This window comes from Streptomyces sp. NPDC001890 (genome assembly GCF_042891445.1).
GTDB lineage: Bacteria > Actinomycetota > Actinomycetes > Streptomycetales > Streptomycetaceae > Streptomyces.
The window spans coordinates 675442-698423 of sequence record NZ_JBIATE010000003.1; the positions used below are offsets into that span (position 1 = coordinate 675442).

A 22982-nucleotide genomic window follows, 5' to 3' on the forward strand; every position below is an offset into this window, starting at 1 on the left:
CGCCTTGCGATGCACCGCGTCCGACGCCGCACGCTGATCCACCAGGGATTACGGGACAGCCCTTAGTCAGCGCGCAGGCCGAAGGTCCCGAAACGGACAGCCTTCGGGCCCGCCGGCGGTGACAAGGCGCACAGCCCGTTCCGGGTCCACTAACGACGGTAGGAGGGGGTGCCGTGATCGGGGCGGGGACCTTCGGCCCTGTGGTGGAGGGGGCTTTCGCGGCCGGATGGGCAGAGGCTCGAATCGCTGCGATCTGTCCGTTTCGGGCGGTTTGGAACTGGGGTTAAACCTGTCCGGAACCAGAGTTTTGACGGGTTCGGGCGCGTCTCGTTTCAAACCTGTGGCGGTGAATTCCCGGAGTGCCGGCTACGGCTTTTGTTCGTAGATGGGGTGTTTGAGCAATGGCCGGGGTGCGGGTTACCAAGGAATGGCCAGCCCGGCCGGAGCGCCGGGTCCAGTCATCTCCGGAGGTTCTCCGCTTATGTCGAAGCGCGTTTCGTTCCAGCACTCCCGCCGCCCGTCCGTGTCCCGTGTCCGTGGCGCCGTGGTGGCAGCCGGCCTGGGGACGTCGATGGTTCTCGGTGCGGGCGCTGCGTTCGCGGCCGGCTCGGCGGGTGCCCCGGACTCCGTGAAGCTGATCGACCGCGGCACGGCCGAATCGGTCGCCGAGCAGGCTGCCGTACAGGGCAAGGTCGCCGAGAAGGCCGCTGCCAAGAAGGCGGCGGCGGCCAAGAAGGCCGCCGCGGCGAAGAAGGCCGCGCTGAAGAAGGCGCACGGCTGGGAGACCCCGGTCAGCCGCTACGAGCTGAGCGCGAGCTTCGGCAACGACGGCAGCCGCTGGGCCCACAAGCACTCCGGCCAGGACTTCGCCGTGCCGATCGGCACCGAGGTCGAGGCCGCGCACAGCGGCACCGTCGTGAAGGCCGGCCCCAACGGCGGCGGCGACGGTCCCGCGTACGGCAACGCCGTCGTGATCAAGCACGCCGACGGTACGTACTCGCAGTACGCCCACCTGTCGCAGGTCGAGGTGCGGATCGGCGAGGCCGTGAAGACGGGCGAGCGGATCGCGCTCTCCGGCAACACCGGCAACTCCAGCGGCCCGCACCTGCACTTCGAGATCCGGCACACCGCCGACTACGGCTCCGCGGTCAACCCGGTCGGCTTCCTGCACAAGCAGGGCGTCACGGTCTGACCCGGCCTGACCTGACCGCGTTACTCCACGTCCCCCTGGTCGTGTGCCCGGGTGATCAGTTCGAAGGCGACTTCGAGGACGGCCTTGCGCTTCTCCTCGGGGTCGCCTTCGAGGTCCTTCAGGGCGAACATGCCCGCGTGCGTCGCGAAGAGCGCGGTGAAGCAGCGCACCTGGTCGGTCAGTGGGGCGCCGGGTTCCTGGAGCAGGTCGACCAGGGCGACGACGCGCTCCTTGATGGTCACCCCGATGCTCAGGTCCCGTACGGCCGCCTGGTTCTCCTGCATGAAGCGGAACAGCGGGGCGGCGGCGGTCAGGGCCTCGCTGTAGCGGCGCAGGATCTCCTTCTTCGTCTCCAGCGTGTGCGGCTGCTCCTTGCCCCAGGCGAGCAGCTCCTCGACCGGGCGGTTGAGGTCCTCGAAGATGCTGACCAGGATGTCTTCCTTGGTCTTGAAGTGGTAGTACAGCGCGGCCTTGGTGACCTCCAGGCGCTCGGAGATCTCGCGGAGCGAGGTCTTCTCGTAGCCCTGTTCGGCGAAGAGCTCCAGAGCGACGTCCTGAATGCGCTGGCGCGTGTTGCCACGGCGCTGCTGCGGCGTGCTCCCCATGAAGCTCTCCTTTGCTGGAAACTTACTTGACGCCCGGCTAGTTGGGGGTCTACTTTCCCCAGTGTAGTTACTAGCCGGGCGGCAAGTAAGTGCCTGGCTCGCGCAGGGGACCAACCGGGGATCAGGGGAGTGGGGACCAATGTCCGATCTGAAGAAGGCGGCCGGCGGGAAGGCGGCCGTCGCCGACCGGCCGGCCGGGATACCGCAGACACCGCAGCGCAGCGTCCGGGTGGTGATGCTCGCCCTGATGATCACGATGCTGCTGGCCATGCTGGACAACCTGATCGTCGGTACGGCCATGCCGACCATCGTCGGTGACCTCGGCGGCCTGGAGCATCTGTCCTGGGTCGTCACCGCGTACACCCTGGCCACCGCGGCCTCCACCCCCATCTGGGGCAAGCTCGGCGACATGTACGGGCGCAAGGGCATCTTCCTCACGTCCATCGTGATCTTCCTGATCGGCTCGGTGCTGAGCGGAATGGCCCAGGACATGGGCCAGCTGATCGGCTTCCGGGCGGTCCAGGGGCTCGGTGCGGGCGGCCTGATGGTCGGCGTCATGGCGATCATCGGCGACCTGGTCCCGCCCCGCGAGCGCGGCAAGTACCAGGGGATGATGGCCGGTGTCATGGCCATCGCCATGATCGGCGGACCGCTGGTCGGCGGCACCATCACCGACCACCTCGGCTGGCGCTGGAGCTTCTACATCAACCTGCCGCTGGGCGCGGTCGCCCTCGCCATGGTCACCGTCGTGCTGCACCTGCCGAAGCGGGAGGGCGCACGGGCCAGGGTCGACTACCTCGGCGCGGGGCTGCTGACCCTCGGCATCACCGCGATCGTGCTGGTGACCACCTGGGGCGGTACGGAGTACGACTGGGACTCCGCCATGATCATGGAGCTCTCCGCGATCGGCGTCGCCTCGCTCGTCGGCTTCCTCTTCGTCGAGACCAAGGCAGCAGAACCGATCATTCCGCTGCACATCTTCCGCAACCGCAACTTCACCCTGATGTCCGTGGTCGGCTTCATGTCGGGCTTCGTGATGTTCGGCGCGGTGCTCTTCCTGCCCCTGTACCAGCAGTCCGTCCAGGGCGCCTCGGCGACCAACTCGGGCTTGCTGCTCCTGCCGATGCTGCTGTCGATGATGGTCGTCTCGCTGGTCGCGGGCCGGGTCACCACCAGCACCGGCAAGTACAAGGTCTTCCCCGTGGTGGGCTCCGTACTGATGGTGACCGGCCTGTTCCTGCTCTCGCGGATGGACGTCGACACCACGCGGTTCACCTCCGGCGTCTACATGGCGGTGCTCGGCGCGGGCATGGGCTTCCTGATGCAGATCACGATGCTCGTCGCGCAGAACAGCGTCGAGATGAAGGACATGGGCGTCGCCTCCTCCGCGACGACCCTCTTCCGTACGCTCGGCAGCTCCTTCGGCGTCGCGATCATGGGCGCGCTGTTCACCGGCCGGGTGCAGGACGAGATGGCCGCCCGGGGCGGCGGGGCGGCCACCGAGAAGTCCGCGCAGCTGGACGCGGCGAGCCTGGCGAAGCTGCCGGAGGCGGCGCGTGAGGCGTACCAGTTCGCGGTGTCGTCCGGCACGCACATCGCGTTCCTGGTGGGCGCCGTGGTCGCGCTGGCCGCCCTGTTCGCCTCGGTCTTCGTCAAGGAGGTGCCGCTGCGCGGGGCGGGCCCGGCCACCAAGCAGGCCGAGGCCGCCGGCGTCTGATCCGGAGCGGGGTACGAGGGAGGCTCCCGGGGCGCGCCCCGGGAGCCTCCCTCGTACCCGTCGTGTCCCGAGGAAGGGCTCAGGCGCCGGTCCGCGCCGCCTCGTCGTCCGGGCCGCGCTGCTCGGACACCGGCAGGAGCGGGAAGCTGCCGGTGTTGGTCGGCGCGTGCTCGGGCAGCCACAGCACCGCGATCGCCCCGCCCGTGCCCTGCGCCGCCCCTTCCGGCGCCGCGTTGCGGAAGGTCAGCCGGGCCCCGAGGACCCGCGCCTGACCGGCGGCGATGGTCAGCCCGAGCCCGTGCCCGCGCCCGGCCCGGTCACTGCTTCCGGTACGGAACCGGCTCGGCCCCTCCCGCAGCAGCGCCGCCGGGAACCCGGAACCGTGGTCGCGGATCCGCACCACCCGGCCCTCGACCGTGACCTCCACCGGAGTGGAGCCGTGCTTGGCGGCGTTGCCCAGCAGATTGCCGAGGATGCGCTCCAGCCGGCGCGGATCGGTGTTGACCCAGGACTCGTGGACGACCCGCACCCGCACATCCGGGTCCAGCAACCCGATCCGCCGGCTGACGAACTCGCCCAGCGCGATCTCCTGGAGCTCGGCCCGCTCCGAGGCACTGTCCAGCCGGGCCACCTCCAGCACGTCCTCGACGAGCGTGCGCATCGCCTGGGCCCGGTCCCGTACCAGTTCGGTGGGGCGGCCCGGCGGCAGCAGCTCGGCCGCCGTCAGCAGACCGGTCACCGGCGTACGCAGCTCGTGCGCGATGTCCGCGGTGACCCGGCGCTCCGCCTCGATCCGCGCGTTCAACGCGTCCGTCAGCGCGTCCACCGCACCGGCCAGCTCATCGGTCTCGTCCCGGACGACCCCGCCCACGGCCTCCCTGACCCGTTCCTCCGTATTGCCCTGCGCGACCCGGCCCGCCGCGGCCGCCGCCTTGCGCAGCCGGCGCGACAGCTGGCCGCCGATCAGCACGCCCAGCGCACAGCCGCCGAACACCACCGAGACCGAGCCGATGATCAGCGCCCGGTCGAGATCGCGCATGATCGTGGAGTTGCGGCCCGCGAACCGGGTGTGCAGCGAGAGCACGTCGCCCTTGCCGACCGGCACGGCCGCCCACACATCGGGTACCCCCTTGGCGGACACCTCGACGTGGGTGGCGCGCCGGTTCCGGCCGGTCTCCGCGCGCAGGCTGTGCGGCATCGTCGGGTCGTTGAGCTTGGCACCGAACCGGGGGTCGGTCTTCTTCGTCTTCGTCGCCTCGTACAGCAGCTGGGCGTACGTCAGCCGCTCCAGCTGGACCTCGCGGGCGTTCTCCAGCATCGAGACCTGGGCGGCGTTGTGGACGACGAAGCTGAGCGCGACCGCGGTCAGCGCGCCGACCGCCGCGATCGCGATGCTGATCTTCCAGCGGACTCCGGTCCGCAGATCGGGCCGCTTCATGGCCTGAGTTTGTAGCCGAAGCCGCGGACCGTCTCGATCCGGTCCTGGCCGATCTTGGTGCGCAGCCGCTGCACATGGACATCCACGACCCGGGTGTCGCCGCCCCACCCGTAGTCCCAGACCCGCTCCAGGAGCTTGTCGCGGGAGAGCACCGTGCCGGGCGCCGCGGAGAACTCCAGCAGCAGCCGCATCTCGGTCGGGGTCAGCGCCACCTGCTCGCCGGCGCGGTGGACCGCCATGCCCTCGGTGTCGACCTCCAGATCGCCGAAGACCAGCACCCCGCCGACCGGCTGCGGTTCCGGCTCCCCGCCCGGCCGCCCGCCCGTGGCATGGCCGAAGCGGCGCAGCACGGCACGGATCCGGGCGACCAGGACCGCCCCGTCGAAGGGCTTGGTGACGTAGTCGTCCGCGCCGGCCTCCAGGCCGAGCACCACGTCGATCGAGTCCGCACGGGCCGACAGCATGATCACGGGCACGGTCGACTCGTCGCGGATCCGGCGGCAGAGGCTGACCCCGTCGAGCCCCGGCACCATCACGTCGAGCAGGGCGATGTCGGGCCGGTCGGCGCGGAACGCCTCCAGGCCCGACAGGCCGTCGGGCATCGCGGTGACCGCGAAGCCGTCGCGCTCCAGCGCCAGCTGGGTGGCTTCGCGGATGACGTCGTCGTCCTCGACGAACAGGACGTGGGTCTCGGCCATCGGAATGCTCTCAGTTCCCCGGCGGCTCGGCGTCCGGAGCCGGAAGGACCGCCCCGCCGCTGCCGACGGCTCGGTTGAAGTCGTTGTGCACCCGGTCGTGCTCGCTGAACCGGTTGCCCGCCCAGCGGTAGGTGATCACTTCCTCGCCGGAGGGGTACGCGACCGAGTCCCTCTTCTCGTACACCTGGGTCGTCACCACCAGGTCCCCGCGGTCGATCGTGCCGTAGACGGCGGGCTGCTCGATGGCGAACACGTTCTCGTACGAGCCGCTGCCCTGCCGGCGGTACACATAGGTGCCGACGCCCACCGAATCGGCGCAGGTCATCACGTTCACCACGACATCGGCGGCCGGGCCGCCGGTCATCGTGCCGTACGAGGTGTCCACCGGGTACTCGGAGCCGGTGCAGGGCTTCAGGTCCGTCCTGACCCGCTCGCTGACCTTGGGGTCGTGCTTGAGCAGCGACACGGGGTCGATCCGCGAGGAGGGCCGCGCGGAGGAGGACGGCTCGTCGCTGGGCGTGACCTGGGCGACGGGCTGGGTGCCGGCCGGTCCCTCGTCCCGGGTGCCGGTGCCGCCGGTCGAGCAGCTGACGGTGAGCAGCCCGAAGGCGGCGAGGCCGACCAAGGTCGTGGCGCTCGCCGCCCAGCCGGTCAGGACCCGGCCACGTCGGACGGTGGCCTCGCGGCCACCGTCGTCTCTCCCACCGCCACGATCGCCGTCGCCGCTGGCTGTCAGGCCGCGCAACGCTCCCGCCCCCGTTCGTCCATCTGCCTGCCCGCCCGCGTCCGCGCACGTGCCGGAGCACCGCCGGCCGCCGGACGCCGCTGCTCGGCGAGCACGGTCTCCCGGCCCGCCGCCTCACGGCTCTCCAGCTCCTGGCGCAGCCGTGCCAGCGCACGGTGGAGCGTGCTCTTCACCGTACCGGCCGACATGCCGAGCGCGGCGGCCGTCTCCTCCGTACTCATCTGCTCCCAGTGTCGCAGCACGACGACGCTGCGCTGCTTGGGAGCCAGCACGCCCAGGATGTCCATCAGCAGGGCGCGGTCGGCGCGCTGCTCGGTGCCGTCCTCGACGCTCGCGTCGGGCAGCTGCTCGGTGGGGACCTCGTCCAGCTTGCGCGCCCGCCACCACTCGGTACGGGTGTTGATCATGACGCGGCGCAGATAGGCGTCGGCCAGCGACTTGTCGGCGATGCCGTCCCAGCGGCCGTACGTACGGGCCAGGGCGGTCTGGAGCAGGTCCTGCGCATCCACCGGGTCGGGTACCAGCCGTCGCGCGCTGCGCAGCAGCGCGTCGTGCCGAGTGCGTACGTAGTCCTCGAATTCGAGCACCTCGCCGTGCGCCATTCCAACCGCCTCCGTCCCCGTGGATCCCCGTATAACCGCCGCCAGCCATCGTTCGGTCGGGCTGACGGGGAAGACGCTACGGAGCTGTTGTCACGGGGTTGTGCGGAGCAGCCATACGCCGACGCACGGCTGTCCATCGGTTGTGTAACAGCGGGGGAGCGGGACGGGTACGGAGCTCAGCTCAGCGGCAGCCGGTACTGCCCGCCGGCCAGCGGTTCGACCAGGCCGTCGGCGACCAGGCCGTCCAGCGCGCGGGCGCGCTGCACCGGTTCGTCCCACACCGCGTCCAGCGCCGACTGCGGCACCGGCGTCAGGGCGTCGCGCAACACGGCGAGCAGCCGTCCGCGCACCTGCCGGTCGGTGCCGGCGTAGGTCTGGCCGCGGCGCGGGGGCCCCTGATGGGCGGGCTTCCCGGCCAGCCGCCAGGCGCACTGCCCGGAGATCGGGCACCGGTTGCAGTCCTCGTTCTTGGCGGTGCAGACGAGGGCGCCGAGCTCCATCGTCGCGGCAGCCCAGCGGGCCGCCGTCTCGTCCTCGTCGGGCAGCAGCGCGCGGGCGAGCTTGCGCTCGGCGGCGGTGGTCGCGTTCGGCGGGTACTGGATCCCGGTCGCGGCACGGGCGAACACCCGGCGGACGTTGGTGTCGAGCACGGCGTGCCGCTGCCCGTACGCGAACGAGGCCACGGCCGCCGCGGTGTACTCGCCGATCCCGGGCAGGGCGAGCAGCTGACCGTGCTCGCTCGGTACGTCGCCGCCGTGCCGTTCCGTTATGGCCTGCGCGGCGCCGTGCAGGCGGAGTGCCCGGCGGGGGTAACCGAGCCGGCCCCAGGCGCGGACCGCCTCGCCGGGCGGTTCGGCGGCCAGGTCGGCGGGGCGGGGCCAGCGGGCCAGCCACTGCTCGTAGACCGGGAGGACCCGGTTCACGGGGGTCTGCTGCAGCATGAACTCGCTCACCATCACACCCCAGGCGCCCGCTTCGGGGCGGCGCCAGGGCAGATCGCGGGCGTGCTGGTCGAACCACCCGATGACGGGAGCGTGGAGGGAGGCGGGGGGCGTCTGTGTCGCAGTCATGGCAGTCATCGCACCGTCGATCCTGGCACGGAAGGGCAGACGATGGTTCAGCGCACGGTGGTGTCGCGCCTCGTGAGGGCCCTTGGGGTGATAATGCCACCCGTCCGCGCCCCGGGGGTCCGGCAACCGGCCCAAGGGGCCCGGCCGGGCTCTCGCGGGGCCGTCAGTGCCGCTTGGCCCGGTGCCGGGAGCGGCCGGCCGTCACCGCGCCGGGCCCCGAGGCCCAGGCCGCCACCGGCGCCCCGCTGCTCCGTACCGTCTGGGCGAGCGATCGCACCGGGCGGCGCAGCACGGTGACCACCAGGGCCGAGACGGTGGCGCCCAGCACCAGCCCGACCGCCACGTCATGCGGGTAGTGCACGCCGACGAAGACCCGGGAGAAGGCCATCAGCAGGGCCATCGGCACGGTGAGCCAGGCCAGCCGGGGGCGGGCGATCGCCAGGGCGATCGCCGCCGCGCCGGCGATCGCGGAGTGGTTGCTGGGGAAGGACCAGTCGCCCGGCGGCGGGCAGCTCACCAGCGAGGCCGCCGCGCCGGCGACCGCCCTGCACGGGCGTTCCTCGTCCACCACCGACTTGAGGACCTCGCTGACCACATAGCCGAAGGCGGTCGCGACGGGCGCGAGCACCGCCAGGGCCAGGGCGCCGTCGTCCCGGCGCCGGGCACGCCACCACCCGGTGATGAACAGGACGCCGAAGAGAAGGAGCCCGAGCTCCGTCCATATCTCGGCCAGATGTTGCACCCATGACGGCATGTCATGTGCGAAGTCGGTGATGTCCCGGTAGAGCGGCGCGGTGACTGAACTATCCATGTGACAGAGGGTAGTCAATGAAACCGGGTGTTCATCCGGGTGTTCCCCTGCGGCCAACTCGGGGGTCAACTCGGCGGCGTCGCGGGGCCGGAACGGGCCGCCCATGATGATGATCCGTAAAACTTGCGGGCCGGGGCGGCGGGTGGGGCGGGAGTCGGCGCCGATCTCTCGTACAGTTTGCGCCGTGGGATCTTTGCGTAATCCGATCGGTCCGCTTCCCTCCACCATCTACTGGCGACGGAGGGCCGTAGCGGCGACGCTCGTTGCGCTGATCGCGCTGCTGATCGTGTGGGTCGTCACCTCGGGCGGGGACGGGAAGACCACCAAGGACGACTCCCGGCCCGCCGGTTCGGGCCCCGCGCAGGAGATCACGCCGGGACCCGACGGCTCGGGCCCGGCCATCAGCCAACAGCCCGGCGGGCGCGACGAGTCGGACGACTCGGCCGGATCCGGCTCGGACGACGGCGGTACGGACGCGGGCTCCGGCGGCGGTTCGGGCGACGCCGGCACGGAGGCGGGCTCCGGCGGTACGGAGGCGGGCTCCGGTGGCGCGGACGCGGGCTCCGGCGGCGCGGGCGGCGGTACGGCGGGCCGGCGGGTCCCGGCCTCCTCCTCGCTCCCCGACTGCACCCCCGCGGCACTCCAGTTGGGCCTGAGCACCGAACTCAGCTACAGCCCCGGCGAGAAGCCGAAGTTCAAACTGGTCGTCACGAACAACTCGGCCACCACCTGCAAGGCGGACCTCGGGCCGAAGAGCGCGGTGCTCACCATCACCGAGGCGGGCGGCGACGACAACCAGGTGTGGTCCTCCAAGGACTGCCCGCGCGACGCGGCCGTGCTGCTGGAGGTGCCGGCGGGCGAGACCGTCGTCCACACCGTGGAGTGGGACCGCAGGAAGAGCTCCGCGCGGTGCGCGACGCCGCCCGCGGGGACGGCCGGGCCCGGTACGTATCTGGTCGAGGCGAAGTCGCCGGGCGAGCCGGTGCAGCGCGCCTCGTTCGTCCTCGCGAAGGACTGACACCGACCGGGAGGACGCGGGGCCCGGTCTCCCGGGCCCCGATCGCCCTGCGCGCCGTCGCTCGTAGCGGCTCTACACGTACCGTTCGAGGATCGACGACTCGGCCAGCCGGGACAGGCCCTCGCGCACGCTGCGCGCCCGCGCCTCGCCGACGCCGTCCACCGTCTGGAGATCGTCCACGCTGGCGGCGAGCAGCTTCTGCAGACCGCCGAAGTGCTCCACCAGCCGGTCGATGATCGCCCCGGGCAGCCGCGGCACCTTCGCCAGCAGCCGGAAGCCGCGCGGCGAGACCGCCGAATCCAGCGTCTCGGGCGAGCCGCTGTAGCCCAGGGCCCTTGCCACGACCGCGAGTTCGAGCAGCTCGGTGTGGGAGAGCGCGTCGAGCTCCGTCAACGCCTCGGCGACCGTACGGGACCGCTTCGCGGTCGGCTCCGGCACATAGTCGCGCACGACCAGCTCGCGCTCCGGCTCGACGCCCGCGATCAACTCGTCGAGCTGGAGCGAGAGAAGCCGGCCGTCGGTGCCCAGCTCGACCACGTACTCCGCGATCTCGGTCGCGATCCGGCGGACCATCTCCAGCCGCTGCGCGACCGCCGTCACGTCCCGGACCGTCACCAGGTCCTCGATCTCCAGCGCGGAGAGCGTGCCCGCGACCTCGTCGAGGCGGAGCTTGTACCGCTCCAGGGTGGCGAGGGCCTGATTGGCGCGGGAGAGGATCGCGGCGGACTCCTCCAGGACCCGGCGCTCCCCGTCCACGTAGAGCGCGATCAGGCGCATCGACTGCGAGACCGAGACGACCGGGAAGTTGCACTGCTTGGAGACCCGGTCCGCCGTGCGGTGGCGGGTGCCCGTCTCCTCGGTGGGGATGGAGGCGTCCGGCACCAGCTGCACGCCGGCGCGCAGGATCTTGGTCATGTCCTTGTCGAGGATCAGCGCGCCGTCGAGCTTGGCCAGCTCGCGCAGGCGCGTCGCGGTGAACTCCACGTCCAGCACGAATCCGCCGGTGCACATCGACTCGACGGTCTTGTCCATGCCGAGCACGATCAGTCCGCCGGTGTTGCCGCGGAGGATGCGCTCCAGGCCGTCCCGCAGCGCCATTCCGGGCGCCACGGCGCTCAGCGAGGCGCGCATGAGCGCCTCATTACCGGTGCCTTGGCCGGACTTTCCGGGCGATGCTGCCCGGTCGTTGGCTGCCACTGCACTCCTCCGGTCACAGGTTTGCGGTGCCCTTACGTCCCTCGTACCGTTCGTACGGACGGGCGAGACCAGGGCAAAGTCTACCGGCGTGCGCCCTCCTCCTGGGGGGCCTGTGCCCGAGACCGGCGAGGTAGGACTCTCAGCGCGTCGCCCATGTTGGCGACTTCTGTGACCTTCATACCGGCCGGGACCTTGCCCGGATCGGTCGGGACCAGCGCGTGTGTGAAGCCCAGCCGGTGCGCCTCGGCCAGCCTGCGCTGGACCCCGGTGACCCTTCTGACCTCGCCCGCGAGGCCCACTTCGCCGATCGCCACCAGGTTCTTCGGCAGCGGGGTGTCGCTCGCGGCACTGGCCAGCGCCAGTGCGACCGCGAGGTCCGCGGCGGGCTCGGAGAGCTTCACACCGCCGACCGTCGCGCTGTAGATGTCCCGCTTGCCCAGCGAGCTGATCCGGCCGCGCTGCTCCAGGACCGCGAGCATCATCGACACCCGGGACGTCTCCAGGCCGGAGGTGGTGCGCCGGGGCGAGGGGATCTGGGAATCGACCGTCAGCGCCTGTACTTCGGCGACGAGCGGCCGCTTGCCCTCCAGGGTGACGGTCAGGCAGGTGCCGGGCACGGGCTCGTCGCGCCGGGTGAGGAACAGGCCGGAGGGGTCGGCGAGGCCGGTGATGCCCTCGTCGTGCAGCTCGAAGCAGCCCACCTCGTCGGTCGCGCCGTACCTGTTCTTGACGCCCCGTACGAGCCGCAGGCGGGCGTGGCGGTCGCCCTCGAAGGACAGCACCACGTCGACGAGGTGCTCCAGCAGCCGGGGGCCCGCGATCGCCCCCTCCTTGGTGACGTGGCCGACCAGGAGCGTCGACATGCCGCGCTCCTTGGAGGCCCGGATGAGGGCCCCGGCGACCTCCCGGACCTGCGCCATGCCGCCCGGCGCCCCGTCGATCTCCGGCGAGGCGACCGTCTGCACGGAGTCGAGGATGAGGAGCGAGGGCTTGACGGCGTCGAGATGGCCGAGGACCGCGGACAGGTCGGTCTCGGCGGCCAGGTACAGATGGTCGTTGATCGCCCGGATCCGGTCGGCGCGCAGCCGCACCTGGCTCGCGGACTCCTCGGCGGTGACGTAGAGCGTGCGGTGCTCATCGCTCGCGGCCTTGGCGGCGACGTCCAGCAGCAGCGTCGACTTGCCGACGCCCGGCTCGCCCGCGACGAGGACCACGGCACCCGGCACGAGACCGCCGCCGAGCACCCGGTCCAGCTCGCCGACGCCGGTGGACCGGGCGGTGGCCTGCCGGCTGTCGACCTGGCCGATGGGGAGCGCGGCGGTGCTGACCCGGCCGGCCGCGGTGGTCCGCACGGCGGGGGCGCCGCCGAACTCCTCGACCGTCCCCCACGCCTGGCATTCGGGGCAGCGGCCGAGCCACTTGGCGGTCGTCCAGCCGCATTCGGAGCAGCGGTAGGACGGCCGGTCCTTCGCGGTTTTCGTACGGGCAGCCATGGCGCAACCGTATAGGTGGGGTACGACAACGCCGCCCGGCACGGTCCAAAGGCCGGCGCGCGCCCGCTCCCGGGGCGCGGCGCTTCCGGCTGAAAGACGGGGCGCTTCCGGTGGAAAGGCGCGGCGCTTCCGGTGGAATAGAGAATTCCTGTCCCCTTTTGAGGGATACGTTCACCCGTAAGGATTAAAAGTGCTGAAGGGTAGCGAAAGGTGTGCCCTCTGCTGCCTACGGTCGCAAGGTGACGAGCAGCGGTCTGGAGCCCCCCACGCACACCACCGGCGCACACCGGGCGCGACGCGGTGCGCCCCGCCTCCCGGCGCACCCTTCGCCGCGCCGGCCGCCCGCCCGGTACGAACCGCATCTCGACGGTCTGTTCACCTACTGCCTCTCCGTGCTCTGCGACCACGACGCCGCCACCGAGGCGCTCGGCGGTGTGCTCGCGATCGCGGAACGGCAGGACGGCCGGTGCCCGGCGGGCGAGGAGGAACGTAAATCCTGGCTGTACGCGCTGGCCAGATGGATGTGTCTGCGCAAGCTCGCCGAGCAGAAACAGGGCCGGCAGGCGCACAGCCACAAGGCGGGGAAGCAGCCGCGCAGGCTCTCCCCGAAGCAGGAGGCGAAGCGGGCGGGCGGGCCTCCGGGCAAACAGCCGGGCACCGCGGCCGCCCAGGGGGCGCGCGCCGGACGCCGTACGCCCCCCGTCGTCGCCGCGAAGACCGCGGCAGCGCCCGGCGGCGCCCCCGCAGGCCCTGCCCGCGCCCCCGAGACCGAGACCGAGGCCGCCGCCGAGGCGCACCGCCGCGAACTCGCCCAGCTGGCCTGGCCCGAGGCCGCGGGCACCACCCCCGAGCAGCGCGAGGCGCTCGAACTCGCGGTGCGCCACCACCTCCCGCCACGCGCCGTCGCCTCCGTCCTGGGGCTCGAACCGGCGACCGCCCGTGAGCTGCTGGCCGCCGCCGCCTGCGAGGTGGAGCGCACCCGCGCCGCCCTCGCCGTCGTCGAGACCGGCAACTGCCCCACCGTCGCCCGGCTCACCGGCGAACACCGCGTCCTGCTCTCCGCCGCCCTGCGCCGCGAGCTGGTCCGCCACGTCGACGACTGCCCCCGCTGCCGCAGGGCCGCCGAGCGGGCCGGCGCCAAGGGCCCCTGGCCCGGCGCCGCGGTCACCGCGGCTGCCGCGCTGCCGGTCGTCGAGGCACCCCGGCCATCGGCGTACGTCGCGATGGTCCACGCCCAGCGCAACCGCTCCGGCGGCCCGCGCTTCGACCGCACGGGCTTCCCCATGGACCCGAAGGACCACGCCGCGCGCCGGGACCGGCTGCGGGCCAGGGTCGTGACGACGACGGTGGTGGCGACGGTCGTCGCCGCCCCCGTGATCGCGCTCTGGACCGCCTACCGGGGCGCACCGCAGACCGGCGAGGGCCACGAGGGCTCCTCGGTCACCGCCACCGAGAGCGACGCCCGGCACGAGCTCGACGGCACCGCGGACGGCCACTACGAGAACGCGGGCAACGCCCGCCCCCAGCCCGGCGCCCGCTTCGCCGACGACCGCGCCCCGGACGTCTCGGCGGAGGTGATCAGCGCGGGTCCGGGCCGGGGCGGCGCCGCCGGACTCACCGTCGAGGCCCGCTCGTCCGGCGGCAGGACCCTGCTCCGGCTGACCGCGTCGGGCGGCGCGCCGGTCGCCTGGTCGGCCCGCCCGGACGCGTCCTGGGTGCGGCTGAGCCGCTACTCGGGCACGCTCGCCGCGGGCGAGAGCATCATGATCCACGTCCGGGTGAACCACTGGCGGGAGCCGGCCGGCCCGTGGAGCGCGCGCATCGCCCTCGCCCCGTCGGGCTCGGCGGTGGTGATCCGGGGGCGCGGGGCGCCGCCTTCGTCCGACGGCCCGGGACGCCCGTTCCCCGCCGACCCGTCCGTCACCACCGGACCGTCGGCCCCGCCCACGTCCTCGCCGGATCCCACACCGTCGACGGATCCGACGCCCGGCCCGAGCGACCCCACGCCCACCCCGACCGCCCCGTCACCGGACCCGACGGCCAGCACGGACCCGACACCCACCGACGAGCCGGGACCGGGCACGACCCCGACGGGCTGAGGGGCAGGCCGCCCCGACGGACCGACTCGACGGACCGACTCGACGGACCGAGGGGGCGGCCCGACGGACCGAGGGGGCGGCCCGGCCGAGGCTCACCCCCGGGCGGTCACGCCGGATCGGCCGGAGGGACCGGATCCGCGGGGTGCGGCGCCATCGGCAGCAGCGCGGACAGCCGCTCCTCGCACAGTTCGACGAGCCGCTCGTACGCCTTCTCGCCCATCATCTCGGTGAGCTCGGGCCGGTACGAGACGTACACCGGCTCCCCGGCCCCGTGCGCCGAGGTCGCCGAGGTGCACCACCAGTGCAGATCGTGGCCGCCGGGACCCCAGCCCCTGCGGTCGTACTCGCCGATCGAGACCTGGAGCACCCGGGTGTCGTCGGGCCGGTCGATCCAGTCGTACGTGCGCCGGACCGGCAGCTGCCAGCAGACGTCCGGCTTGGTCTCCAGGGGCTCCTTGCCCTCCCGCAGCGCCAGGATGTGCAGGGCGCAGCCCGCACCCGCCGCGAATCCGGGCCGGTTCTGGAAGATGCACGAACCCTTCCAGCGCCGGGTCTGGCGCTCCCCGTCGTCGTCGAGCTGGACCCAGCCCGTCTCCGTACCGACGTCGTGGAACTGCCACAGCTCCGGGGTCAGCCGCTCCACATGGCCCGCCACCCGCTTCTCGTCGTCCTCGTCCGAGAAGTGCGCGCCCAGCGTGCAGCACCCGTCGTCCGCACGGCCCGCCTGGATGCCCTGGCAGCCGCTGCCGAAGATGCACGTCCACCTGGAGGTCAGCCAGGTCAGGTCGCAGCGGAAGATCTGCTCGTCGTCCCCCGGGTCCGGGAATTCGACCCAGGCACGCGCGAAATCGATCCCCATCTCGTCCTCGGACCGGACCGGTCCGTTCACTTCCTGTTGCTGCGCCTCCTGCTTGGTTCTCTGCTTCTTCGTGTTTTTGCCCGGCTTCGCCTTTTTCGTCTTTGGCACGCGCCAAGAGTAAGTCTGTCGTCCCGGTAGCGTTCCTGCCATGAGACTCGGAGTCCTCGACGTGGGTTCGAACACGGTGCATCTGCTGGTGGTGGACGCGCACCCCGGCGCACGCCCGCTGCCCGCGCACTCGCACAAGGCGGAGCTGCGCCTGGCCGAACTGCTCGACGAGGACGGGGCGATCGGCCCCGAAGGTGTGGACCGGCTCGTGGCGACGGTCTCCGACGCGCTCCAGGCCGCCGAGGACAAGGGGTGCGAGGACGTCCTGCCGTTCGCCACGTCCGCGGTGCGGGAGGCGAGCAACGCCGATCAGGTGCTGGCCCGGGTGCGCGAGGAGACCGGCATCGACCTCGTCGTCCTCAGCGGCGCGGAGGAGGCCCGGCTCACCTTCCTCGCCGCGCGCCGCTGGTACGGCTGGTCGGCGGGGCGGCTGCTGGTCCTGGACATCGGGGGCGGTTCGCTGGAGATCGCGTACGGCATCGACGAGGAGCCGGACGCCGCGGTCTCGCTGCCGCTCGGGGCCGGCCGGCTCACCGCCGGGTGGCTGCCGGGCGATCCGCCGGACCCGGCACAGGTGAAGGCGCTGCGCCGCCATGTCCGGGCCAGGATCGCCCGGAGCGTCGGGGAGTTCACCCGCCTCGGCCGCCCGGACCATGTCGTGGCCACGTCCAAGACCTTCAAGCAGCTCGCCAGGATCGCGGGCGCCGCGCGCTCCACCGAGGGCCTGTACGCGCAGCGCGCCCTCACCCGCAAATCGCTGGAGGAGTGGGTGCCGAAGCTGGCGGCGATGACGGCCGAGCAGCGTGTCGGTCTGCCCGGCGTCTCCGAGGGCCGCGCCGCGCAGCTGCTCGCCGGGGCGCTGGTCGCGGAGGGCGCCATGGACCTGTTCGGGGTCGAGGAGCTGGAGATCTGCCCCTGGGCGCTGCGCGAGGGCGTCATCCTGCGTCGCCTGGACCACCTGCCGTCGGAGGAACCGGCCGCGCTGGACGGCTGAGCGCGCCGGGCCGGGCGTCGAAGGGGGCGCCGGGCGTCGCGGGGTGTCGCCGGGCCTCCCGGTGCGGCCGGAAACCGGCCATGGCCCTGCTCACTTTCCGCCGGGACCTCTCGGTGGGGCGTACCACTGCCCGTACGCTGTCCCAGTGGCAGAACCAGTGGTGCGCATCCCGGATGCGAAGGTCGCCCTGTCGACGGCTTCCGTCTACCCGGAGTCGACGGCGACGGCCTTCGAGATCGCCGCGCGCCTCGGTTACGACGGTGTCGAGGTCATGGTGTGGACCGACCCGGTCAGCCAGGACATCGAGGCCCTGCGGCGGCTCTCCGACTACCACCAGGTGCCGATCCTCGCCGTCCACGCGCCCTGTCTGCTGATCACCCAGCGCGTCTGGTCCACCGATCCGTGGGTGAAGCTCCAGCGGGCCCGCGCCGCCGCGGAGAAGCTCGGGGCGACGACCGTGGTCGTCCATCCGCCGTTCCGTTGGCAGCGCAATTACGCGCGCGACTTCGTCACCGGGATCTGGCGCATGGCGGACGAGACCGATGTGCGGTTCGCCGTGGAGAACATGTACCCCTGGCGGTACCGGGACCGCGAGATGCTCGCGTACGCCCCCGACTGGGACGTCACCAACAACGACTACCGCCACTTCACCGTGGACCTCTCGCACACCGCGACGGCCCGCACGGACGGCATGGCGATGGTCGAGCGGATGGGCGACCGGCTCGCCCACATCCACCTCGCCGACGGCAAGGGCTCCAACAAGGACGAGCACCTGGTGCCCGGCCGCGGCGACCAGCCCTGTGCCGAACTCCTGGAGCACCTGGCCCGCACCGGCTTCGACGGCCATGTCGTCATCGAGGTCAACACCCGCCGTGCCATGTCCACCGCCGAACGCGAGGCCGATCTGGCGGAGGCGCTGGCCTTCACCCGGCTCCACCTGGCGTCGTCCCCGACCCGGGCACCGCGCCCATGACGGGCGGCCCCACGGACGGCGCCGACGACGGCCCCACGGACCCCACCAGCCCCACGCCCCCCAAGCGCCGCGGCCGCCCCTCCCGTACCGCCGAGACCACCGGCCCCGACGCGCGCACCCGCATCCTGGAGGCGGCCCGCAACGAATTCGCGGAGCGCGGCTACGACAAGACGTCGGTCCGGGGCATCGCCAAGGCGGCGGGCGTCGACTCCGCCCTGGTCCACCACTACTTCGGTACGAAGGAAGAGGTCTTCGCGGCCGCCATCGAGCTGTCCTTCGAGCCGGCCCTGGTGATCCCGGCCGTCCTCGGCGACGGCACGGACGGGCTGGGGGAGCGGCTGGCCCGCTACTTCATCGCCGTGTGGGAGAACCCGGCGACCAGGGCCCCGCTGCTGGCCGTCATGCGATCCGCCCTGACCCACGAGGCGGCGGCGAAGGTCCTGCGGGGCTTCGTGCTGCGCCGGCTCCTGGAGCGGATCGCGGAGGCGCTGGACGTACCGGACGCCACGTTCCGCGCGGAGCTGGCGGCCTCGCAGATGCTCGGGATCGTGATGCTCCGCTACGTGATCCGGGCGGAGCCGCTGGCTTCGGCGGACCCCGAGGAGATCGTCGCGATGGTCGCCCCGACGCTCCAGCGCTATCTGACGGAGTCCTGAACCCGCTCTCGCGCCCCGCCCACCCACCGAGCACCTTGTCCCGCATTTCGGACAGTGTGTCCAGATCTTGGAGCCGGAGGCGTACGCTCGGAGGCAGTCTTAACCGTCGAAGGAGCGAGAGACGATGCCCCAGCTGAGGTCCCGCACTGTCACCCACGGCCGCAACATGGCGGGCGCCCGCGCCCTTATGCGGGCCTCCGGTGTACCCGGCGCGGACATCGGCCGGAAGCCGATCATCGCCGTGGCCAACTCCTTCACGGAGTTCGTCCCCGGCCACACCCACCTCCAGCCGGTCGGCCGGATCGTCTCCGAGGCCATCACCGCCGCCGGCGGCATCGCCCGCGAGTTCAACACGATCGCCGTCGACGACGGCATCGCCATGGGCCACGGCGGCATGCTCTACTCCCTCCCCTCCCGCGACCTGATCGCGGACAGCGTGGAGTACATGGTCGAGGCGCACTGCGCCGACGCCCTGATCTGCATCTCCAACTGCGACAAGATCACCCCCGGCATGCTGATGGCCGCCCTGCGCCTCAACATTCCGACGGTCTTCGTCTCCGGCGGCCCGATGGAGGCCGGCCGTGCCACGCTCGTCGACGGCACGGTCCGCACGCTCGACCTGGTCGACGCGATGTCCGACGCCGTGAACCCCAAGATCTCGGACGAGGACATCCTCCGGATCGAGGAGAACGCCTGCCCGACCTGCGGGTCCTGTTCCGGCATGTTCACCGCCAACTCGATGAACTGCCTGACCGAGGCCATCGGTCTCTCCCTCCCCGGCAACGGCTCGCTGCTCGCCACCCACACCGCCCGCAAGGCGCTGTACGAGGACGCGGCCCGCACGGTCGTCGACATCACCCGTCGCTACTACGACGAGGACGACGCCTCCGTCCTGCCGCGCTCGATCGTGACCCGCGGGGCCTTCGAGAACGCCATGGCCCTCGACATCTCCATGGGCGGCTCGACCAACACGATCCTGCACCTGCTGGCCGCCGCCCAGGAGGCCGAGCTCGACTACGGCCTGCCGGACATGGACGAGGTCTCCCGCCGCGTCCCCTGCCTGGCCAAGGTCGCCCCGAACGTCGCCAAGGACCGCACGTACTACATGGAGGACGTGCACCGGGCGGGCGGCATCCCGGCCCTCCTCGGCGAGCTGTACCGCGCGGGGCTGCTCGACGAGGACGTCCACTCCGTCCACTCCCGCTCCATCAAGGAGTGGCTGGACGCCTGGGACGTGCGCGGCGGCTCCCCGTCCGAGGAGGCCGTCGAGCTGTTCCACGCGGCCCCCGGCTGCGTCCGCTCGGCGACCGCCTTCTCGCAGTCCGAGCGCTGGGCGGCGCTGGACACGGACGCCGCCGGCGGCTGCATCCGTGACGCGGTCCACGCGTACTCGAAGGACGGCGGCCTCGCCGTCCTGCACGGCAACCTCGCCGTCGACGGCTGCGTCGTGAAGACCGCCGGCGTCGACGAGTCGATCTGGACCTTCGAGGGCCCGGCCGTCGTCTGCGAGTCGCAGGAGGAGGCCGTCGAGAAGATCCTCCTCAAGCAGGTCCAGGAGGGCGACGTCGTCGTCATCCGCTACGAGGGTCCCAAGGGCGGCCCCGGCATGCAGGAAATGCTCTACCCCACCTCGTACCTGAAGGGCCGTGGCCTGGGCAAGGCGTGCGCCCTGGTGACCGACGGCCGCTTCTCCGGCGGTACGTCGGGCCTGTCCATCGGCCACGCGTCGCCGGAGGCCGCGTCGGGCGGCACGATCGCGCTGGTCGAGGACGGCGACCGGATCAGGATCGACATCCCGAACCGTTCGATCGAGCTCCTCGTCCCCGAGGCCGAGCTGGCCACCCGCCGCGAGGCGCTGAACGGCGTGTACGCGCCGAAGAACCGCGAGCGCAAGGTCTCGGCCGCGCTGCGCGCCTACGCGGCGATGGCGACGAGCGCGGACCGGGGCGCGGTGCGCGACGTGTCCAAGCTGGGCTGACCGGCACACCGGCCGATCAGGACCCCGCCCGCTCTCACCAGTGGGCGGGGTCCTGTCCGTCCACGGCGAACACGGACCCGTCGGGCGCGGTCCCGAAGACGGTCCGCCCGGCTGCGACCGGGGCGGGCAGCGCCGAGGAGTACGTGAGCCGACCGTTCCGCAGCCGTGGGCCCGTCTGCCCCAGCAGCTTCCCGTGCTCGGTGTCCACGGCCAGCAGCCGCCCGTCCGCCGCCGAGAAGTACAGCCGGTTCCCGGTGGCGAGGACGGGAGCGGAGGTCCGTCCGGCACCGGTCTCCAGCTGCCAGCGCACCGCCTTTCCGCCCCCGGGCGGGCGGGTGTCGACGGCGACCAGCGTCCCGCCGTGCGCCAGCAGGTAGGTGGTGTCCCCGCCCAGTACGACCTCCGGCTCGTTCATCCGGAACGGCAGCGCCATCCGTACGACGTTCCGCGCCCCCGGTTCGTAGCGGACCAGCCCGACGGTCTGGGCGTCGCCGTTCATGGCCGTCATGACGAGGTCGCCGTCGGAGGTCCCCACCGGGGTCAGCATCCCGTCCAGCCGCCGCTGCCACGCCGTGCGCCCCGTCGTGGCGTGGACGGCGGAGACCAGCGTGGTCGATCCGTAGGCCGAGTGCTCGAACGCGTAGGCCAGCCCGGTGCGGGCGTCGTACAGCGCGTAGTCCGGGCGCTGGTGCCCGGCGAGCCGATGCCGCCACAGGGACACCCCGGTCGCGGAGTCGAGCGCCTCGGTGGTGCCGTCCTCGGCGACCAGCAGCAGCGCGTCACCCGCGTCGAAGGGGATGCCCAGGTACGGGGAGAGGTCCGCGGCCCAGACCTGTTCGCCCCGGTCGGGGTCGTACGCCCGGAGCTTCCCGCCCGGCACCGCCGTGTGCACCAGGCCACCGGAGACCGACACCACGCCGACCACCGGGGCGTCGGCCTCGGCGTCGCGCGACCACAGCACCCGGCCGTCCGCGGGATCCAGCCGGGAGACACCGATGCCGCCCGTCGCGCAGTACAGCGCGGGCGGACCGGACTCCGCCACCCCGGCGCCGTCCGCCGGGGAACAGACCGGCGTCGCCTTGCCGGTGGTCCGCAGGGCCGTCCGCCACGGGGTGAACTCCTGCGCCGAGTCCTTCGTCCCGCCCGTACCGCCCGACTCACCGGCCCCGCCGGAATCGACGCCCGCGCCGACGGCCCACACCCCGCCGGCCCCCATGACCAGCAGCGCCGCGGTGGCCGCCAGCCACCGCCGCTTGCCGCTTCCGGCAGCCGCCTTCCCGGCCCGCGCCGCCGCACCCTCGCCCACGTGCGTGTCCGCGTCCGCACCGGAGGAGGCGCCGGTCCCGGCTTCCGGGACGGGCGCCGGACCGGTTACCGGCCGCCGCTGCGACGGTATGAACGCGGCGGCCTCGTACGAGGGCGGGCGCAGCGTCGCCATGATCTCGTCCGGGGTGGGCCGCCCGGCGGGGTCCTTCGTCAGGCACTGCCCGATCAGCGGAGCCAGATCCGCCGGTACCCCTGCCAGATCGGCCTCGTCGTGCACCACCTGGTAGGCCACGATGTACGGGCTGTCCGAGTCGAAGGGCCCCCGGCCGGTCGCCGCGTGGACGAGCACGGCCCCCAGGGCGAACACATCGGCGGCGGGCCCGACCTCACGCGGCCGCTGGAACTGCTCGGGCGCCATGTACGGCGGCGAGCCGATCAGCTTGCCCGTCTCGGTGCGCAGATCGCTGTCGTACGGGCGGGAGATCCCGAAGTCGATGACCTTGGGCCCGGAGTCGGAGAGCAGCACGTTGCTCGGCTTGAGGTCACGGTGGATGACACCGGCGCGGTGGATGTCCCGCAGCGCCTCGGCGAGTCCGGCCGTCAGTCTGCGCAGTCCGGCGGGGGCCATCGGCCCGTTCCGCTTCACCTGGTCGGCGAGCGTGGGGCCGGGTACGTACAGGGTGGCCATCCAGGGTCGTCCGGCGTCCGGATCGGCATCGACGACCGGCGCGGTGAAGGCGCCGCTGACCCGCCGGGCCGCCCCGACCTCCTGCCGGAAACGCGCTCTGAACTCCGGGTTCGCCGCGTACTGCTCGTGCACCACCTTGACGGCGAGCTGCAGTCCGGAGGCGGATCGGGCCAGGTGCACGACCCCCATGCCGCCCGCGCCGAGACGTGCCTCAAGACGGTACTGCCCGGCGTACTCCGGATGCTCCGCTTCCGGATTGGTTCCGATACCTCGCAGCGGCGGCATCGCCCACCCCCGTGTGTTCGTCCGCAAGCGCGACGCACGGAGCCTAGTCGATGGTGCGTGCGATCGGAGCGGGGCTTAGTAGCCTGCGCGTCGTACACACCGACTCTCAACGGGGGAGGGCCTCATGGCCATGGACGAGCACACCGGCATCACGACCGACGGCACCACCGACGGCACCGAGGACGTGGCGTCGCTCGCCGGTTCCGACGACGTCACCAGGTACCCGATCGCGCCCGGCTACCGCGTCAACGTCCGCACCGGACCGGGCACCCAGTACGGGATCGTCAGGACCCTCCCGTACGGGATGAGGGTCCCGGTCTACTGCCAGAAGCCGGGGGAGCGGGTCACCGGCCCGTACGGCACCTCGAACCTCTGGGACAACATCGCCAACGGCCAGTTCGTGGCGGACGCCTACGTCCACACGGGCAGCGACGGCTACATCGCACCGCGCTGCGACTGACCCGGGCGGTGCCCGGCGCGTCCGGGCCCG

The 22982-nt window shown here is 72.4% G+C and carries 20 protein-coding genes; 9 read left to right on the plus strand and 11 right to left on the minus strand.

Annotated features, from left to right (window positions below; all coding sequences use genetic code 11):
• The first annotated feature begins 481 nt into the window (after nt 1–481).
• Nucleotides 482–1192 carry a M23 family metallopeptidase gene (locus ACFYY1_RS14430; protein ID WP_388584597.1) on the plus strand — a complete coding sequence of 237 codons (711 nt, stop codon included), beginning with the start codon at nt 482–484 and terminating at the stop codon, nt 1190–1192.
• Nucleotides 1193–1212: 20 nt separating this feature from the next.
• Here the strand turns inward: ACFYY1_RS14430 and ACFYY1_RS14435 are convergent, their stop codons facing one another.
• Nucleotides 1213–1797 carry a TetR/AcrR family transcriptional regulator gene (locus tag ACFYY1_RS14435; RefSeq protein ID WP_388584600.1) on the minus strand — a complete coding sequence of 195 codons (585 nt, stop codon included), beginning with the start codon at nt 1795–1797 and terminating at the stop codon, nt 1213–1215.
• A gap of 139 nt (nt 1798–1936) precedes the next feature.
• On the opposite strand from ACFYY1_RS14435, the gene ACFYY1_RS14440 reads away from it, so the two are divergent.
• On the plus strand, nt 1937–3514 hold the full coding sequence (locus ACFYY1_RS14440; protein ID WP_388584602.1) for an MDR family MFS transporter: 1578 nt from the start codon (nt 1937–1939) through the stop codon (nt 3512–3514).
• A gap of 79 nt (nt 3515–3593) precedes the next feature.
• On the opposite strand, the gene cseC is transcribed toward ACFYY1_RS14440, so the two are convergent.
• The 6 genes from cseC to ACFYY1_RS14470 form a co-directional block, all read right to left on the minus strand.
• Complete coding sequence (cseC, locus tag ACFYY1_RS14445; protein ID WP_388584604.1) at nt 3594–4952, minus strand: two-component system sensor histidine kinase CseC; 1359 nt, start codon at nt 4950–4952, stop codon at nt 3594–3596.
• Nucleotides 4949–5650 carry a two-component system response regulator CseB gene (gene cseB, locus ACFYY1_RS14450; protein ID WP_388584606.1) on the minus strand — a complete coding sequence of 234 codons (702 nt, stop codon included), beginning with the start codon at nt 5648–5650 and terminating at the stop codon, nt 4949–4951. Before cseB ends, cseC begins: the two co-directional genes overlap by 4 nt.
• 10 nt (nt 5651–5660) lie before the next feature.
• Complete coding sequence (locus ACFYY1_RS14455) at nt 5661–6395, minus strand: hypothetical protein (RefSeq protein ID WP_388584608.1); 735 nt, start codon at nt 6393–6395, stop codon at nt 5661–5663.
• Nucleotides 6383–6997, minus strand: a complete 615-nt coding sequence (locus tag ACFYY1_RS14460) for a SigE family RNA polymerase sigma factor (protein WP_388584609.1) — start codon at nt 6995–6997, stop codon at nt 6383–6385. The genes ACFYY1_RS14455 and ACFYY1_RS14460 overlap by 13 nt, the downstream gene beginning before the upstream one ends.
• Nucleotides 6998–7173: 176 nt before the next feature.
• Nucleotides 7174–8076: an A/G-specific adenine glycosylase gene (locus ACFYY1_RS14465; RefSeq protein ID WP_388584611.1), complete on the minus strand. Its 903-nt coding sequence runs from the start codon at nt 8074–8076 to the stop codon at nt 7174–7176.
• Nucleotides 8077–8230: 154 nt separating this feature from the next.
• Nucleotides 8231–8878, minus strand: coding sequence for a phosphatase PAP2 family protein (locus ACFYY1_RS14470; RefSeq protein WP_388584613.1), 648 nt, complete (start codon nt 8876–8878; stop codon nt 8231–8233).
• A 184-nt stretch (nt 8879–9062) separates the two neighbouring features.
• Between ACFYY1_RS14470 and ACFYY1_RS14475 the strand changes: the two genes are divergently transcribed.
• Complete coding sequence (locus ACFYY1_RS14475; protein WP_388584615.1) at nt 9063–9896, plus strand: hypothetical protein; 834 nt, start codon at nt 9063–9065, stop codon at nt 9894–9896.
• A 72-nt stretch (nt 9897–9968) separates the two neighbouring features.
• Here ACFYY1_RS14475 and disA read toward each other — a convergent pair whose 3' ends face one another.
• Entirely contained in the window at nt 9969–11093 is a 1125-nt protein-coding gene (gene disA / locus ACFYY1_RS14480; protein ID WP_266731937.1) for a DNA integrity scanning diadenylate cyclase DisA, read from the minus strand.
• Nucleotides 11094–11173: 80 nt separating this feature from the next.
• Nucleotides 11174–12586 carry a DNA repair protein RadA gene (radA, locus tag ACFYY1_RS14485; RefSeq protein ID WP_388584617.1) on the minus strand — a complete coding sequence of 471 codons (1413 nt, stop codon included), beginning with the start codon at nt 12584–12586 and terminating at the stop codon, nt 11174–11176.
• Between the two features lie 239 nt (nt 12587–12825).
• Here radA and ACFYY1_RS14490 point away from each other — a divergent pair, with 239 nt between their 5' ends.
• Complete coding sequence (locus ACFYY1_RS14490; RefSeq protein WP_388584619.1) at nt 12826–14685, plus strand: hypothetical protein; 1860 nt, start codon at nt 12826–12828, stop codon at nt 14683–14685.
• Between the two features lie 106 nt (nt 14686–14791).
• Here the strand turns inward: ACFYY1_RS14490 and ACFYY1_RS14495 are convergent, their stop codons facing one another.
• A complete protein-coding gene (locus tag ACFYY1_RS14495; RefSeq protein ID WP_388584622.1) occupies nt 14792–15652 on the minus strand; it encodes a hypothetical protein in 861 nt (286 codons plus the stop codon).
• Between the two features lie 40 nt (nt 15653–15692).
• Between ACFYY1_RS14495 and ACFYY1_RS14500 the strand changes: the two genes are divergently transcribed.
• The 4 genes from ACFYY1_RS14500 (at nt 15693) to ilvD (ending at nt 20253) form a co-directional block, all read left to right on the plus strand.
• Entirely contained in the window at nt 15693–16646 is a 954-nt protein-coding gene (locus ACFYY1_RS14500; RefSeq protein ID WP_388584624.1) for a Ppx/GppA family phosphatase, read from the plus strand.
• Nucleotides 16647–16791: 145 nt separating this feature from the next.
• Entirely contained in the window at nt 16792–17619 is an 828-nt protein-coding gene (locus tag ACFYY1_RS14505) for a sugar phosphate isomerase/epimerase family protein (RefSeq protein WP_388584627.1), read from the plus strand.
• Complete coding sequence (locus ACFYY1_RS14510; RefSeq protein ID WP_388584630.1) at nt 17616–18275, plus strand: TetR family transcriptional regulator; 660 nt, start codon at nt 17616–17618, stop codon at nt 18273–18275. The genes ACFYY1_RS14505 and ACFYY1_RS14510 overlap by 4 nt, the downstream gene beginning before the upstream one ends.
• A 124-nt stretch (nt 18276–18399) precedes the next feature.
• Nucleotides 18400–20253: a dihydroxy-acid dehydratase gene (ilvD, locus tag ACFYY1_RS14515; protein WP_388584632.1), complete on the plus strand. Its 1854-nt coding sequence runs from the start codon at nt 18400–18402 to the stop codon at nt 20251–20253.
• Nucleotides 20254–20287: 34 nt separating this feature from the next.
• Here the strand turns inward: ilvD and ACFYY1_RS14520 are convergent, their stop codons facing one another.
• The gene (locus ACFYY1_RS14520; protein ID WP_388584634.1) at nt 20288–22492 is read right to left on the minus strand and encodes a PQQ-binding-like beta-propeller repeat protein; all 2205 of its coding nucleotides are present in this window, start codon (nt 22490–22492) and stop codon (nt 20288–20290) included.
• 124 nt (nt 22493–22616) lie between these two features.
• On the opposite strand from ACFYY1_RS14520, the gene ACFYY1_RS14525 reads away from it, so the two are divergent.
• The gene (locus ACFYY1_RS14525) at nt 22617–22952 is read left to right on the plus strand and encodes an SH3 domain-containing protein (RefSeq protein ID WP_388584637.1); all 336 of its coding nucleotides are present in this window, start codon (nt 22617–22619) and stop codon (nt 22950–22952) included.
• The last annotated feature ends 30 nt before the right edge of the window (nt 22953–22982 follow it).